Raw genomic sequence first — 14,956 nt, forward strand, 5'->3', positions numbered from 1 at the left:
CGAAGACCGATGGGCGCAGCTCCCAGAGGATGAATCCGGGGGCGCGTACACAAACGGCCGTTACACAGCGTACCAGGGGCCGGGAGCGCGGAAGCGGGGGGGGGGGGGGGGCCCGGGGGGGGGGGGGGGGGGGGGGGGGGGGGGGGGGGGGGGGGGGGGGGGCGGGGGCGGGGGGGGCGGGGGTGTTTCGGGGGCTCCGCCCCCGGGCCCCCGCTCCTCAAGCGCCGGAGGGGCTTGATTCTGCTGCCATCAGTGCGTCCACCAGGTCGCGGTCTCTGGGGTGGGTGAGGCGGTGGCGGGCGGTGAGGGGGGAGAGCCAGATGATGCGGTCGACCTCGTCGTTGGGCGTGAAGGAGCCCGAGGTCGCCTCGGCCGCCCAGTAGGTGACCTTCTTGGGGCGGTGGTTCGCCACGTACCGCAGCGTGGGCAGCCGCGCGCCCGGCGTGCAGTGGTGGCCCGTCTCCTCCAGGACCTCGCGCAGTGCGCCGGTCAGGGGGTCCTCGCCGCGCTTCAGCTTCCCCTTGGGGTGCGACCAGTCGTCGTACTTCGGCCGGTGGACCAGGCAGATCTCCAGCCAGCCGTCGTGCGGCGAGCGGCGCCACAGGACACAGCCCGCGGCGAGGACGGTCGCGTTCGCGTCCGCGTCCGCGTCCCGGTCCCGGTCGCGGGATGAACCGGTCGTCATGGGGCGGTCACCGCTGCTCTCTGCTGCCAGTTCTGCTGGAAGGAGTACCTGGCTGCCTCGACCTCGTGCCGCTGGTCGGCATGCAGGACGCCGAGAGCGTACGCGGTCGCGGGGGCGATCCTGGGCGTACGGGCCGCCGATGCGGCCGCGGCCGCCGCCTCGGAGGCCTCGCGGTGGCGGTCCAGGGCCTGGCCCGCCCCGAACACCCTTGAATCCAGGCCGGGTTGGTCGTCCGGGTCCAGGTCGGCGTAGAGCACCTCGTGGGCGTACCTGTGCAGGCGCAGCAGGAGTCTGACCGCGTGCCAGGGGGCGTCCTGGGCGTCGCTGAGGCCTTCGGCGTTGTACGGGAGCGACGCCCGGCCCAGCGGCAGCAGCGCCACGGCCTCGGTGAGGCGGGTCTGCGTCGAGGCGGCGGCGGGGGGCAGGACGTCGGCGGCGTGGGCGTCGGCCGATGCGGCGAGCGGTACCTCCGAGGCTAGTAAGGCCACCGCGTCCGCGACCGCGTGGAAGCGGGACGAGCCCAGCGCCTGGAGCGCGCCCGAGTGGGCACGGGTCCTGGCCAGGGTCAGCTGGCGCTCCAGGAGCGCGCCCGCGCGGGCCGCGCCGATGGAGGACAGGGCCGGCTCGGCCTTGGCGTCCGAGAGCCGGCCGAGGGCTTCGAGGAGGCGGGCCAGGCGGCCGTTGTACGCGTGCTCGCGGGCCAACGTGCCCGACAGCCACGCCAGTTCGGTACGGAGCTCGTCCGCCCAGGCCGTGTCGAGGAACGGCCGGAAGGTGTGCAGCGTCGAGCTGATCCTGCGGGCCGGGCGGCGCAGGTCGCGCGCCGCCTCCTCGCCGCCCTCGGGGGAGGCGCGCAGGGCGCGGAGGAATTCGGCGGCCTGGTCGCAGAGGTACCGGGTGAGGAGGGTGCCCGCGGTGTTCGCGTCCGAAGTGTTCGCGGCGGGGGAAGTGTCGGCGCTAGGGCGTTGCACGTCGGCGCCTCCGGGCGTCTATGAGCATCTCCTGTACGTGGCGCAGCGGTTGGCCGTCGGCGTCGGTGTTGTGCCGCGTCCAGTTGCCGTCGGCGCCCAGGTGCCAGGAGGCGGTCTTGTCGGACATGCCGGTTTCCAGCAGACGGCTGAGGGCCGCCCGGTGTGCGGGGTCGGAGACCCGCACCAGTGCCTCGATCCGGCGGTCGAGGTTGCGGTGCATCATGTCGGCGCTGCCGAGCCAGACTTCGGGCTCGCCGCCGTTGCCGAAGGCGAAGACGCGGCTGTGCTCCAGGAAGCGGCCCAGTATCGAGCGGACTCTGATGTTCTCGGAGAGGCCCGCGACTCCGGGGCGCACCGCGCAGATCCCGCGCACCCAGATGTCGACGGGGACTCCGGCCATCGCGGCCCGGTAGCAGGCGTCGATGGTGGCCTCGTCGACGAGGGAGTTGCACTTGATGCGGACGTAGGCGGGGCGGCCGGCGCGGTGGTGCGCGACCTCCTTGTTGATGCGCGTGATCAGGCCGTCGCGCAGGGACTTGGGCGCGACGAGGAGGCGGCGGTAGGTCTCGCGGCGGGAGTATCCCGAGAGCCGGTTGAAGAGGTCGGAGAGGTCGGCGCCGACCTGCGGGTCGGCGGTGAGCAGGCCGAGGTCCTCGTACAGGCGGGCCGTCTTGGGGTGGTAATTGCCGGTCCCCACATGGGAGTAGCGGCGCAGGGTCTCGCCCTCCTGCCGTACGACGAGGGAGAGCTTGCAGTGCGTCTTCAGCCCGACGAGGCCGTATACGACATGGCAGCCGGACTCCTCCAGCTTCCGCGCCCACTTGATGTTCGCCTGCTCGTCGAAGCGCGCCTTGATCTCGACGAGGACGAGGACCTGCTTGCCGGATTCGGCGGCGTCGATCAGGGCGTCCACTATCGGCGAATCGCCCGAAGTCCGGTACAGCGTCTGCTTGATGGCCAGCACGTCCGGGTCGGATGCCGCCTGCTCCAGGAAGGCCTGGACGGAGGTGGAGAAGGAGTCGTACGGGTGGTGCAGGAGTACGTCGCGCTCGCGCAGGGCGGCGAAGATGTCCGGCGCCGACGACGACTCGACCTCGGCGAGGTCGCGGTGGGTGCCCGCCACGAACTTGGGGTACTTCAGCTCGGGCCGGTCGAGGCCGCCGATGCCGAAGAGGCCCGTGAGGTCGAGGGGGCCGGGGAGCGGATAGACCTCGGCGTCGGAGACCTTCAGCTCGCGGACGAGGAGGTCCATGACGTACGGGTCGATCGACTCCTCGACCTCCAGGCGCACCGGCGGCCCGAAGCGGCGCCGCATGAGCTCCTTCTCCAGGGCCTGGAGGAGGTTCTCGGTGTCGTCCTCCTCGACTTCGAGGTCCTCGTTGCGGGTGACGCGGAACATGTGGTGCGCGAGGACTTCCATCCCGGGGAACAGCTCTTCGAGGTGCGCGGCGATGACGTCCTCAAGGGGGACGTAGCGCTCGGGCGACGCCTCCAGGAAGCGGTTGAGCAGGGGCGGGACCTTGACGCGGGCGAAGTGGCGGTGGCCGCTGACCGGGTTGCGTACGACGACCGCGAGATTGAGGGAGAGGCCCGAGATATACGGAAAGGGGTGCGCGGGGTCCACGGCCAGCGGGGTCAGGACGGGGAAGATCTGGGCCCGGAAGAGCGTGAAGAGGCGGGCCTGCTCCTTGTCGGTGAGCTCGGGCCAGCGGATCAGGTGGATGCCCGCGTCGGCGAGGGCGGGCGCGATGTCCTGCTGGTAGCAGGCGGCGTGCCGGGCCATGAGCTCGCGCGAACGGGTCCAGATGAGGTCCAGGACCTCACGGGGCTGCAGGCCGGAGGCGGAACGGGTGGCGACTCCGGTCGCGATGCGGCGCTTGAGGCCGGCCACCCTGACCATGAAGAACTCATCGAGGTTCGAGGCGAAAATCGCGAGGAAGTTAGCCCGTTCGAGGAGGGGTGTGGCGGGGTCCTCGGCGAGCTCCAGGACGCGCTCGTTGAACGCGAGCCAGCTGCGTTCCCGGTCCAGGAAGCGGCCCGAGGGCAGCTCGGCCCCGCTCCCGTCCTCCTCGTACCCGTCCATGTCGGCATCGATATCGGATTCCAGGTCCGCGGCGGTGGCCGCGATGGACGCGACCGTCTGCGGCCGGTGGGCGGCTATGGAGCCCACGGACGGCTGGACGTGCTGAAGCGGGACCTCGGCGCTGGGCTGCTGGCTCATGAAGCCATTGTTCCGCGCGAAGCCGTCGTGGGGCGCGGCGGCGGGTTGCATTCCGTGAGCGTCGCAAGCGCGTCTGAATGGCTGGTTACGGGGACATGGCGTGCGGGATATGGGCCGAGGGCCCTGCGGCGTCCGGGCGGGCCCCTTACACGGCGGCCCGGTGTCTCAGGATGCGGAACGCGATGGCCGTGACGAGTGCGGCGGCGGCCAGGACGGCACCGGTCTCGACGAGCTGGAGGGGCCAGAAGTCGGATGCGGGGTGGAGGACCGCGTACGAACCGGTGACCTGGTGCTGCACCCAGCAGGCCGTCTCCTCGGCCGGTCGGCCGCTGAGGCAGAGGCCTGCGTCCAGGTGCCGGCCGTCGGCCGTGACCAGGCCCTCGTCCAGGGTCCAGCTCCCTGCCTCGGTCGGCCAGCTGCCCGGGGTGGCGTTGACGGCGTACGTGGTGGGCCACAGGTGGCTGCGCAGGTGCTCCATGCCGAGCACGGCCCCGCCCGTCACGGCCCCTGCCAGCACCATCGCGGGCAGGGTGCGCCGTACCAGGAGCGCGGCGAGTGCGGCGAGTGCGACGGCGAGGAGGACGTAGGCGACGCCGGCAGGGCCGGTCGTGGGGAAGGCGGACGGGGAGGGCCAGCTCTCCGCCGCACCCGTGTCCGCGTCCGTCGACCGCGCCCAGTGGTACAGCGCGATCAGCACGGCGGCTCCCGCGCCGAGAATGAGCGCGGGAAGGGCTGTGCGGCTGATCAGCCAGCGGGACGGAGAGGCCGACTGGGTCCAGGACATCCGGTACGTACCGGACTCCAACTCCCTTGCGATGAGCGGTCCGGCGACGAAGACGGCGACCCCGACGGGGAGCAGCGCGAGGATGATGCCGCTGTTCTGCATGAGCTGGGTGTACGCCCAGCCGCTGTCGGCGATGAACCAGGTGTTGTCGGTGCAGGACCCGTCCGAGCGCTGGATCGGGCAGCTGTTGCCCGCGTACCTGTCGGCCAGGTCGGAGGCCCACAGGGGCACGGCGATCAGCAGCGCGACCGACAGGGCGAGCAGGATCGCCGCGGTCCACAGGGCCTTGCGGTGCGTACGTACGACGACCCATTCCATGCCGCGCGGGGCGAGGAGGCTCATGCCTTCGCCGCCGTACGGGCCGCGCCGGATCTCGCTGACTCGAATGCCGTGCTGCTCATGCGGGTCGGTCCCCCCTCGGGATCAGTTGACGTACGCAGGTACAACAGGTGCTTACCGGGCGGCCCGGTGCTTCAGGATGCGGAAGGTGATCGCCGTGATGAGCGCGGTCGCGGCCAGCAGCAGGCCCGTCTCCATCAGCTGGAGCGGCCAGAAGTGCGCGTTCGGGTGGTAGTCGATGTAGTAGCCGACGATCTTGTGGGCCGCCAGGCACGCCTTGTCGTCGGTGCACATCGGGTCTTCGATGTGCGCGCCGCTCGATGTCACCGCGCCCAGGTCGATCACGTCGCTGCTGACGGCGGGGTACTCCACGGCATTGACGACCGTCTTGACCGGCCAGAGGTAGGGGCGTGCCGTGCCGGCCAGGAAGGACGCGAGCAGCAGCGCGAAGAAGGACAGGCCCATCGCGGGGAGCACGCGCTTCTGGAGGAACGCGGAGAGTGTGCCGATGGCCAGGCCGAGCAGCGGGAGCGCGACGGCGACCGTGCCCAGGGAGTCGTAGGTGGTGCTGTTCGTGGCCCACTGGTTGTCCGACAGGCCGGGCGCGGCCGATGCCACCAGGCGGCGCAGGAGCATCAGCACGGTCGTGCCGGCGATGAGGAACACGGCCGGATACGCGAGCTTCGCCGCCAGCCAGCGCGCCGGGCTGACCGACTGCGACCAGGTCAACTCCGCTGTCTTCTGCTCCAGTTCGCGGCCGATCAGGGTGCTCGCCGCGAACAGGGCCGCGGCGAACGGGACGAAGGTGATCGTGCCTTCCGCGAGGCCGAGCAGGCTGTGGTACGTGTCCGCCGTCGCACCCGTGGCCGTGCAGGCGTTGGTGACGAGCGTGCTGCAGGTGCCCTTGATGTCCAGCCCCGAGGTGCCCGGTCCCGCCAGCCACAGCAGCACCGCCGACGCCACGGATACGTACGCGACCCACGCCCACAGTGCGAGGCGGTGCAGGCGCAGAACCGTCCAACTCAGGCCCGACGAAGGGGAGAAGGTCGCGGCGCTCATACGGTGTGGCCCTTCCTGGGCTGGTGGCGGCGCAGGACCAGGAAGGCCGCGGCGACGGCGAGCACGGTCAGGGCCAGCAGGATGCCCGTCTCGGCGAGCTGGCGGGGCCAGTAGTCCGGGGAGGGGAGGTAGCTGCGGGTGAAGCCGACGACGTCGTGCTTGGCCAGGCAGGCCTTGTCGAGGTAGCAGTCGGGGTCGCTGATCTGTGCGCCCGTGGAGGTGATCGCCTTGCTGTGCACGGGGATCTCGGGCTGCGGGCGCATGCCCTGGAAGGGCCAGTTGTTGCCGCGGGCCGCGCCCACCAGGTACAGCGCGACCCCGGAGATGAAGACGGCGGGCAGCGTACGGCGCACGAGCAGGCCCACCAGGACGCCGAACGCGACGGCGAACAGGGCGGTCGCGACGGTCGCGGGGCCGATGGAGAAGTTGAAGGAGCGCGGGCCGATGCCGGCGACGAGGAGGTGGTTGTTCTTGTCCCAGACGAGGCGGTACAGGACGACGATCAGCGTCGTCGTCGCGGTCACCAGGACCGCGGGGAGCACCAGCTTCGCCGCCAGCCAGCGGGCCGGCGTCACGGACTGCGTCCAGGCCAACTGGGCGGTGCCCGACTCCAGTTCGCGGGCGATCAGCGGCCCTGCGGCGAAGACTGCGATCGCGCAGGCGGCGATGGAGATCAGCGTGGCCGGGTCGTAGAAGAGGGAGTCGAAGGAGGTGCCGAGGGCGGAGAAGGTGACGGACTTGCCGCCCCAGGCGTTGTCCTGCGCTCCGGAGTAGCCGAACGCGTCGAACGCCTTCTGCGCCGCGTTCGCACCAGGGCCCCACAGCCACAGGAGCAGAGCGACGGTGAGGGCGGTGTACGCGGCCCACACCCACAGGGAGGGGCGGTGCAGCCGGCCCATCGTCCAGACCAGGCCGTCGGCGCCGGGGAGGGTGCGGCGCGGGGTGTCCTCGGCGGGGCGGTTCATGGTGGTGGTGCTCATGCCGATACCGCCGTCGTCGAGTGCGTGGTGTGCGTGCGTGCCGTGGTGCCCGGGGCGATCAGGGCCGGCGCCCCGGGGTTGCGCAGGTGGGCCAGGAGCAGCTCCTCCAGCGAGGGCTCCTGCGTCTCCCAGATGTCGGCGAGCGGACCCTCGCGGCGTACCAGCGCGGTCAGACCGCGGCCGGTGGCGCGCGACTCGATGACCGTGTGGCCCGCGAGGTCGTCGACGCTGCCCCGGCCCGTGACCAGGGAGTGCGCCATCGTCAGGTCGTCGATGCCGCCGCCGAGCCGTATGCGGCCGCCGCCCATGAGGAGCAAGTGGTCGCAGGCGTCGGCGAGTTCGGTGACGATGTGCGAGGACATCAGGACGGTCGTGCCGTGTTCGGCCGCGTCCGCCATCAGGGTGCCCATCAGCTCGTGGCGGGCCAGCGGGTCCAGGTCGGCCATCGGCTCGTCGAGGAGCAGCAGCTCGGGCCGCTTGCCCAGCGCGAGGGCGAGGGCGACGCGGGTGCGCTGGCCGCCGGAGAGGCGGCGGATCTTCTTCTTCGGGTCGAGCGAGCCCTGCTCCACGATCGCAGCGGCGTAACTCCCGTCCCAGCGCTCCTTGTTGAGCTCGGCGCCCATCCGGAGCGTGTCCGCGATGGACAGCTGGGTGTGCAGCGGCTTCTCCTGGGAGAGGTACGAGACGCGGTCGCGCTTCTCGCCGGGGGCCGCGCCCAGCACGCTGACCGTGCCGGAGCTCTGCCGGAGCAGACCGGCCGCTATCGCCAACAGCGTCGACTTGCCCGCTCCGTTGGGGCCGACGAGCGCGCTGACGCGGCCCGCGGGGAGGAGGAAGGAGCAGTCGTCGAGGGCCGGCTCGGCGTGGCGCCCGTAGCGCTTGCCGAGGCCGTGGGCCTCGATGGCCGCGGCGTGGGCAGGTGTGGTGCTGGTGGTGCTCACTGGTCACCCTTCGGGTAGTTCTCGTCCAGTACGGAGCCGAACAGTGCGGCCACGTCTTCGCGCTCCAGGCCGCCGGTGCGGGCGCGCTTGACCCAGTCGGCGAGCTCCGCCTTGAGCGGGGAGTCGGCCGGGCCGGCCGCTGCCGCGTTCCCGAGGGTCTTGCGGACGAAGGTGCCGAGGCCGCGGCGGGCCTCGACGAGTCCTTCGCGCTCGAGTTCGCGGTAGGCCTTGAGGACGGTGTTCGGGTTGATGGCGGTCGCCTCGACGACCTCACGGGCGGTGGGCAGTTTGTCGCCCGGCTCCAACAGGCCCAGGCGCAGGGCCTGTTGGGTCTGCTGGACGATCTGGAGGTAGGTGGAGACGCCGCTGCGGCGGTCTATCCGGTACTCGATGGTGCCGTGCCCCCCCATGCCGTCATCCCCCTTTCACTACTTTCACTAATTGAGTAGTGAAAGGGTGGCGCAAAGAAGGGGCGACGTCAATCCCGTCGCCCCTCAGGTGGTGTTGATGCGGTCGTTATGACTCGGTTCGATACATAAGGTCCGTTTCGTGCGTGGTGAATCCGAGGCGTTCGTAGACCGTCACGGCCGCCGTGTTGTCCGCGTCGACGTAGAGCATCGCGGTCGGAAGACCCTCCGCCGCGAGGTGCCGCAGCCCCGTCGCGGTCAGCGCCTTGCCGAGGCCGCCGCCCTGCGCGTCGGGGTGGATCCCGACGACGTACACCTCGCCGAGCCGCTCCTCGGAGTGCACCTTGGTCCAGTGGAAGCCCACGATGCTCCCGTCCGCTTCCCGCTCCGCGAGGAAGAACCCCTTCGGGTCGAACCACGACTCGGCCTTGCGGTCGTCGAGGTCCTGCTGGGTGAGCGAGCCCTGCTCGGGGTGGTGCGCGAAGGCCGCCGCGTTGACCGCGAGCCAGGCGGCGTCGTCCTCGCCGGGGCGGAAGGTCCGTACCCGTACACCCGCCGGATACGACGGCTCCGCGATGGCCGAGGGGCTCAACGGCCGCCGCAGCTGGCGCAGTTCACGGAAGAGGGAGAGCCCCAGCGTCTGCGCGAGATGCCGCGCCGCGGAGTGCCCGCCGTGTGCCCACACCCGCAGCCGCTTCCCCGAAGCGTTCAGCAGCGCGGCCCCGAGCGCGCGCCCGTGCCCCTGCCCGCGGTGCCCGGGATGGATGACGAGCTCGGCGGCCGGGGCCTCGACGGGGTCGGTGTCCTCCAGCTGCGCGTACCCGGCGAGCACACCGCCCTCGCTCAGCAGCAGATGCCGGATCCCGTCCCGCCGCCCCCCGCGGATGGCGAGCCGCCCCTGCTCGGACACGGCCTGTTGCCCGTCGGTCTTCGCCGCGTCGGCGAGCAGCGCGAGGACGGATTCGGCCTGGTCGGGGAGGAGGGCGTCGATGGTGCGGATGGTGCGGGCCGCGGGGTCTGTCGTCATGGGTACGAGCGTACGGCGGCCCCCGCGGCCATGGCTGCCTTCTGTCAGGAGGTCGTGAGGACGACGAGCTGCTGGGTCGCCCGTGTCATCGCGACATAGCGGTCCACCGCCCCCTCGATGCCCTCGCCGAACTCGTCCGGGTCGATGACGACCACCAGATCGAACTCGAGCCCCTTCGACAGCTCGGGGGTGAGCGACCGTACGCGCGACGTCTCCTCGAACGGCTCGCGGAACAGCGGATCCTCGATGACGCAGGCCGTCCCCTCCGCATGCTCGGCGACCCAGGTGTCGAGGATCGCGTCCAGATCGTCGAGCGGTCCGTGGACGACCGGGATGCCGCTGCTGCGGATCGACGTCGGGACGTTGGCGTCCGGGAGCGCGGCCCTGATCACCGGCTCCGCCTCCTTCATGACCTCTTCCGGCGTGCGGTAGTTGACGCTCAGCGAGGCCACCTTGATCCGGTCGAGCCCGACCCGCGCCAGCCTCTCCTCCCACGACTCGGTGAACCCGTGCCTGGCCTGCGCGCGGTCCCCGACGATCGTGAAGCTCCGCGACGGGCAGCGCAGCAGCAGCATCTGCCACTCCGCGTCCGTCAGCTCCTGCGCCTCGTCGATGACGACGTGCGCGAACGGGCCCGCGAGAAGGTCGGGTTCGGCCGTGGCGAGGGCGCTCTGGTCGATCAGGGTCTCCCGCATGTCGTGCCCTTGCAGCATCCCCATCGCGCCTTCGCTGTCGTCGATCTCGACATTCGTCAGCAGGCTCTCGATGGACTCGGCCCGGCGCGCACGCTCGGCGGAGACAGCGGCCTCGTTACGGCGCTTGCGCAGCGACGCCTCCGGGTCGCCGAGCCGCTGGCGTGCCGCGTCCAGGAGCGGCAGGTCGGAGACCGTCCAGGCGTGGGGGTTCGCGCGCTGCAGTTTCCGTACGTCGTCGGGGGTGAGCCAGGGCGCGCACATCCGGAGGTAGGCGGGGACCGACCAGAGGTCGCCCACCAGGTCGGAGGCTTCGAGGAGCGGCCAGGCGCGGAAGAGGGCCGTACGCAGCTCGCGGTTCTGCTGGAGTGCGGTGCGGAAGCGCTCGGGCGAGACCTCGCCGTCGCTGTCCCCGTCGCGGCCTCCGGCGCTCTCGTGCTTGTCGAAGAGGATCGTGACGATCTCCTCCCAGATCTCCTCGCGCGCCTCGTTGTGCGGAGTGCCGGGGTCCGCCGCCGCGAACGCCTCGGCCCAGTCGGCGGCGGTCAGCCGGATCTCCGACCAGGGGGTGGTGACCGTCATCCCCTTCGCGGGCGGCTCCTCGTACATCCGCACCGCAGGCTCGATCGCCTTCACCATGTCCGCGGACGACTTGAGGCGGGCCACCTCGGGGTCGCCCTCGACGGTCGCCGCCGCGCCCTCGGGGAGGAGGTCGCGCAGGGTGCAGGTCTGTACGCCCTCCTCGCCGAGGCTCGGGAGCACGTCGGCGACATAGCCCAGGTAGGGCTGGTGCGGGCCGACGAACAGGACGCCGCCGCGGCGGTGGCCGAGGTGCGGGTCGGCGTACAGGAGATAGGCGGAACGGTGCAGGGCCACGACGGTCTTGCCCGTACCGGGGCCGCCGTCCACGACCAGGGCGCCGCGCGAGCCCGCGCGGATGATGGCGTCCTGGTCGGCCTGGATGGTGCCGAGCACGTCCCGCATACGGGAGGAGCGGTTGCTGCCCAGGCTGGCGATGAAGGCGGACTGGTCGTCGAGCGCGGCACGCCCGGCGAAGGCGTCGGTGTCCGCGGTGAACACCTCGTCCCAGTAGTCGCTGATCCGGCCGCCGGTCCAGCGGTACCTGCGGCGGCTGGCGAGGTCCATCGGGTTGGCATGGGTGGCGCCGAAGAACGGCTCGGCGGCGGGCGAGCGCCAGTCGATGAGCAGCCGGCGGCCGGTGCTGTCCTTCAGGCCGAGCCGCCCGACGTACACGGGCTCGGAACCGTCGGCGGCGACCATGTGCCCGAGGCAGAGGTCCAGACCGAAGCGGCGCAGCGCGCGCAGGCGCGTGGTCAGCCGGTAGACCTCCGAGTCCCTTTCCATGGCGGCCTGGCCCTTGCCGCCGGGCGACTTGAGCTCGGCGTCGAGGCGGGCGGAGAGCTCGGCGATCGACTGGTCGAGGCACTGCGCGATGTCCGCGAAGTGCTTCTCGTCTCCGGCGATCAGTGTCGGGTCGGCCTTGGCGGAGAGGTGGTCGGGAAGGTCGAATGCACTGGTGGTCGGAGAGTTCATGCGGTGATTGTGCGGGACGAGGGGGGCCTTGCGGCAAGGCCCCCCACCAGCTATAACTTGAGAGTGGCAAGAGGTGGTTTTCACCCTCGGCCACTTTTTTTGTGCCCGGAACCGGCCTGCCGGCTGGCCGGCCGAGCGGCCTTGCCCTTCAGGAAGCGTCGGTCTCCGCCCGCAGCACGTCGTCCGCGACCCGCGCCAGATCCTCCGCACTGGGCAGTGCCTTCTGCGCCTCGGCATCGACGCCGGTCCAGGTCGCCATGGCCATCGGGCTGCCGCTGCGGGCGAGAGCGTACTCGGCCACGGCGGGATCGTGGTTGGCGGCGAGCAGCAGGCCGATGGTCGGGCCGTCCCGCTCGGGGTTCCGCACGAGGTCGTCGGCGGCGGCGAGATAGAAGTTGAGCTTGCCGAAGTGCTCGGGTTCCGCCCGGCCGGTCTTCAGCTCGATGATCACGTAGCGGTGCAGCCTGCAGTGGTAGAAGAGCAGGTCGAGCCGGAAGTCGGACGCGCCCACCCGGAGCGGGTACTGCTTGCCGACAAAGGCGAAGCCGACGCCGAGCTCGGTGAGGAACGTGACGACTCGCGCGACGAGGGCGTCCTCCAGGGTGCGCTCGGGAGCTTGGTTGTCGAGACCGGTGAAGTCCAGGTTGTACGGACTCTTGACCATGGCCTCGAGTGCTTCGGAGTCCTCGGGTGCGGTGACCGCGAAGTTGCTCAGGGCGGCACCTTCCCGCTCGTGCAGCCGACTGCGGATCTGGTGCTCCAGCGCGTTGCGCGACCAGCCGTGCTGGACGGCACGTGAAGCATAAAAGTCCAGCTCGGAGCGGGCTCCGCACTTGTCCATGAGGAGCTGGACGTGCCCCCAGGGCAATTTTCCAGCAGCTTGCTGGAAAATTGGCTCGGGCCATACACGCGCCATCTTGAGCATGTAGTTGAGATTGCTGCGCGAGAAGCCTCGCTGGTTCGGGAAGGCGGTGCGCAGTTCCACCGAGATGCGGGCGACGACCTTGGTGCCCCACCCCTCTTCCTTCTGATGGCTCACGATGGTCTGCCCGATGTCCCAGTACATCCGGATCAGTTCGGTGTTGACCTTGAGCTGGGCGCGGACATGCGCCCCGCGCACGATCGCCTTCAGGTCGCTGACCATGTCGAAGAAGCCCGGCGGCAGTTCGGAGGACTGCGCGGGCAGGGAGACGGCCTTGGCCGTGATCTCGTCGCTCATGCGCACAGGCTTGCGTCGAGCGTGAGTGCAGTGACGTTCATGCGATGAAACGCCATCCTTGCGGGTGGTCGTACGTGACTTCTCGCGGTGTCCGTCAATGGCGCGCGCGATGGCAACCAGCTCGTAACCCGTCACCCCCTGTTGCGCTACGCGCGTTGACCTTAAGCTGCGCGTCACAGTCACCACACAGGCCACGCTGAAATCACAAGGGGAGAGATGTCAGCGACACCTCACAACAGCAACCGTGCGGCCAGGCGCGTGCTCGCCGCCGCCGCGGGGCTCGCCACCGTCGGGGCGCTCGTTGCGGCGATGCCCGCCGGCGCTGACGCACGGCATGGGCACGGGCACACGCCCTCGCGCACCGTCGACGTACAGCTGCTTTCCTTCAACGACCTGCACGGGAACCTGGAGCCGCCCGCCGGTTCGGCCGGGGCCGTCACCGAGCTGCAGGCCGACGGGACCACCAAGTCCGTTCCGGCCGGGGGCGCCGAGTATCTGGCGACCTCGCTGCGCACCGCGCGGCAGGGGCACCCGTACTCGATCACCGCCGCCGGCGGCGACATGATCGGGGCGAGCCCGCTGCTCTCGGGGCTCTTCCACGACGAGCCGACCATCGAGGCGCTCAACAAGATCAAGCTGGACGTCACCACCGTCGGGAATCACGAATTCGACGAAGGCGCCGTGGAGTTGGCGCGTATGCAGAACGGCGGGTGCCACCCCACCGAGGGCTGCTACGAGGCCGGGAAGAAGTTCGAGGGGGCCGATTTCCCCTATCTCGCGGCCAACGTGACCAGCGAGAAGACCGGCAAGCCGATCCTCAAGCCGTACACGGTGTGGAAGAAGAACGGCGTCAAGATCGGGTTCATTGGCGTGACCTTGGAGGGGACTCCCAACATCGTCACCGCCAACGGCGTCAAGGGGCTGAAGTTCCATGACGAGATCGAGACCGTCAACAAGTACGCGAAGGAACTCGACCGGCAGGGCGTGAAGTCGATCGTCGCGCTCATCCACGAGGGTGGGTCGCCGGCGTCCTCCTCGTACAACTACGGGTGCGACTCGCCGGGTGCGGGGGACGGGATCTCCGGGCCCATCGTCGACATCGCCAAGGGGATCTCGCCGAAGGTCGACGCGCTCGTCACCGGCCACACCCACCAGGCGTACGTCTGCACCATCCCCGACCCGGCGGGCAACCCGCGGCTCGTCACCTCGGCGGCCTCGTACGGGAAGCTCTACACGGACACCACGCTGACGTACGACCGGAAGACGAAGGACATCGTCCGGACCGCCGTGAAGTCGCCGGTCTCCGGGAACCACATCGTCAGCCGCGACCAGGCCAAGGCGTCCGACATCAGTGAACTGATCGCGCGCTGGAACACGTTGGCCGCTCCGGTCGCGGGCCGGCCGCAGGGCTTCATCTCCGCCGACATCAACGGGCGCGGCTCCACGGCGTACGAGAAGCCGCTCGGCGATCTGATCGCCGATGCGCAGCTGTCCGGGCTCTCGCCCGCCGACAAGGGCGGCGCGCAGATCGCCTTCATGAACCCGGGCGGCATCCGGTCCGACCTCGTCCACAAGGCGAGCGGGACCGAGGGCGACGGGGTCGTGACGTACGGGGAGGCCTTCACCGTCCAGCCGTTCACCAACATGATGAACGTGGTGGATCTGACGGGTGCCCAGGTCGTGAGCGCGCTGCAGCAGCAGGTCAGTGGCTCGAACGAGGCCTCGGTGAAGATCCTTCAGGTCTCGAAGGGCCTGACGTACACGCTTGATATGACCAAGGCGGGTGCGGCGAGGGTGGTCGCCGATTCCATCAAGCTGAACGGTGTCGCGATCGATCCGGCCAAGACCTACCGTGTCGCGATGAACGAGTTCCTTGCGGGTGGCGGCGACGGGTTCGCGGCGCTGGGCCAGGGCACGAACAAGCTGGTCGGCGCCTCTGATCTGGACGTCTTCAACGCCTATCTGGCGGCCAACTCTTCGGCTTCCGCGCCGATCGCGCCGCCGGTGAGCGACCGGATCACGGTCGTGCAGTAGAGGGCGCGGTTTTACGTACGAGGGTGGGGGCGGCGGGCCTTTC

The 14,956-nt window shown here is 70.4% G+C and carries 12 protein-coding genes; 1 reads left to right on the forward strand and 11 read right to left on the reverse strand.

Annotated elements, in window-relative coordinates; translation table 11 throughout:
* Nucleotides 1-217: 217 nt before the first annotated feature.
* From AB0H78_RS11545 to AB0H78_RS11595, 11 genes are all read right to left on the reverse strand, one after another.
* Nucleotides 218-685, reverse strand: coding sequence for an NUDIX hydrolase (locus AB0H78_RS11545; protein ID WP_363234131.1), 468 nt, complete (start codon nucleotides 683-685; stop codon nucleotides 218-220).
* Nucleotides 682-1,656: a CHAD domain-containing protein gene (locus AB0H78_RS11550; RefSeq protein ID WP_363234132.1), complete on the reverse strand. Its 975-nt coding sequence runs from the start codon at nucleotides 1,654-1,656 to the stop codon at nucleotides 682-684. Before AB0H78_RS11550 ends, AB0H78_RS11545 begins: the two co-directional genes overlap by 4 nt.
* On the reverse strand, nucleotides 1,643-3,877 hold the full coding sequence (locus AB0H78_RS11555) for an RNA degradosome polyphosphate kinase (RefSeq protein ID WP_363234133.1): 2,235 nt from the start codon (nucleotides 3,875-3,877) through the stop codon (nucleotides 1,643-1,645). Before AB0H78_RS11555 ends, AB0H78_RS11550 begins: the two co-directional genes overlap by 14 nt.
* A gap of 145 nt (nucleotides 3,878-4,022) precedes the next feature.
* Nucleotides 4,023-5,003 carry a hypothetical protein gene (locus AB0H78_RS11560; protein WP_363234134.1) on the reverse strand — a complete coding sequence of 327 codons (981 nt, stop codon included), beginning with the start codon at nucleotides 5,001-5,003 and terminating at the stop codon, nucleotides 4,023-4,025.
* A gap of 111 nt (nucleotides 5,004-5,114) precedes the next feature.
* On the reverse strand, nucleotides 5,115-6,059 hold the full coding sequence (locus tag AB0H78_RS11565; protein WP_363234135.1) for an ABC transporter permease: 945 nt from the start codon (nucleotides 6,057-6,059) through the stop codon (nucleotides 5,115-5,117).
* Entirely contained in the window at nucleotides 6,056-7,039 is a 984-nt protein-coding gene (locus AB0H78_RS11570; protein WP_363234136.1) for a hypothetical protein, read from the reverse strand. Before AB0H78_RS11570 ends, AB0H78_RS11565 begins: the two co-directional genes overlap by 4 nt.
* Nucleotides 7,036-7,980 carry an ABC transporter ATP-binding protein gene (locus AB0H78_RS11575; RefSeq protein WP_363234137.1) on the reverse strand — a complete coding sequence of 315 codons (945 nt, stop codon included), beginning with the start codon at nucleotides 7,978-7,980 and terminating at the stop codon, nucleotides 7,036-7,038. Before AB0H78_RS11575 ends, AB0H78_RS11570 begins: the two co-directional genes overlap by 4 nt.
* On the reverse strand, nucleotides 7,977-8,390 hold the full coding sequence (locus tag AB0H78_RS11580) for a GntR family transcriptional regulator (RefSeq protein ID WP_363234138.1): 414 nt from the start codon (nucleotides 8,388-8,390) through the stop codon (nucleotides 7,977-7,979). The genes AB0H78_RS11575 and AB0H78_RS11580 overlap by 4 nt, the downstream gene beginning before the upstream one ends.
* Nucleotides 8,391-8,496: 106 nt before the next feature.
* Complete coding sequence (gene mshD / locus AB0H78_RS11585) at nucleotides 8,497-9,414, reverse strand: mycothiol synthase (protein ID WP_363234139.1); 918 nt, start codon at nucleotides 9,412-9,414, stop codon at nucleotides 8,497-8,499.
* A gap of 44 nt (nucleotides 9,415-9,458) precedes the next feature.
* Nucleotides 9,459-11,660, reverse strand: a complete 2,202-nt coding sequence (gene helR / locus AB0H78_RS11590; protein ID WP_363234140.1) for an RNA polymerase recycling motor ATPase HelR — start codon at nucleotides 11,658-11,660, stop codon at nucleotides 9,459-9,461.
* A gap of 148 nt (nucleotides 11,661-11,808) precedes the next feature.
* Nucleotides 11,809-12,879 carry a PDDEXK nuclease domain-containing protein gene (locus AB0H78_RS11595; protein WP_363234141.1) on the reverse strand — a complete coding sequence of 357 codons (1,071 nt, stop codon included), beginning with the start codon at nucleotides 12,877-12,879 and terminating at the stop codon, nucleotides 11,809-11,811.
* Between the two features lie 216 nt (nucleotides 12,880-13,095).
* On the opposite strand from AB0H78_RS11595, the gene AB0H78_RS11600 reads away from it, so the two are divergent.
* Nucleotides 13,096-14,913 carry a bifunctional metallophosphatase/5'-nucleotidase gene (locus AB0H78_RS11600; protein WP_363234142.1) on the forward strand — a complete coding sequence of 606 codons (1,818 nt, stop codon included), beginning with the start codon at nucleotides 13,096-13,098 and terminating at the stop codon, nucleotides 14,911-14,913.
* Nucleotides 14,914-14,956: the final 43 nt, after the last annotated feature.

This window comes from Streptomyces sp. NPDC050738, assembly GCF_040654175.1.
GTDB lineage: Bacteria > Actinomycetota > Actinomycetes > Streptomycetales > Streptomycetaceae > Streptomyces.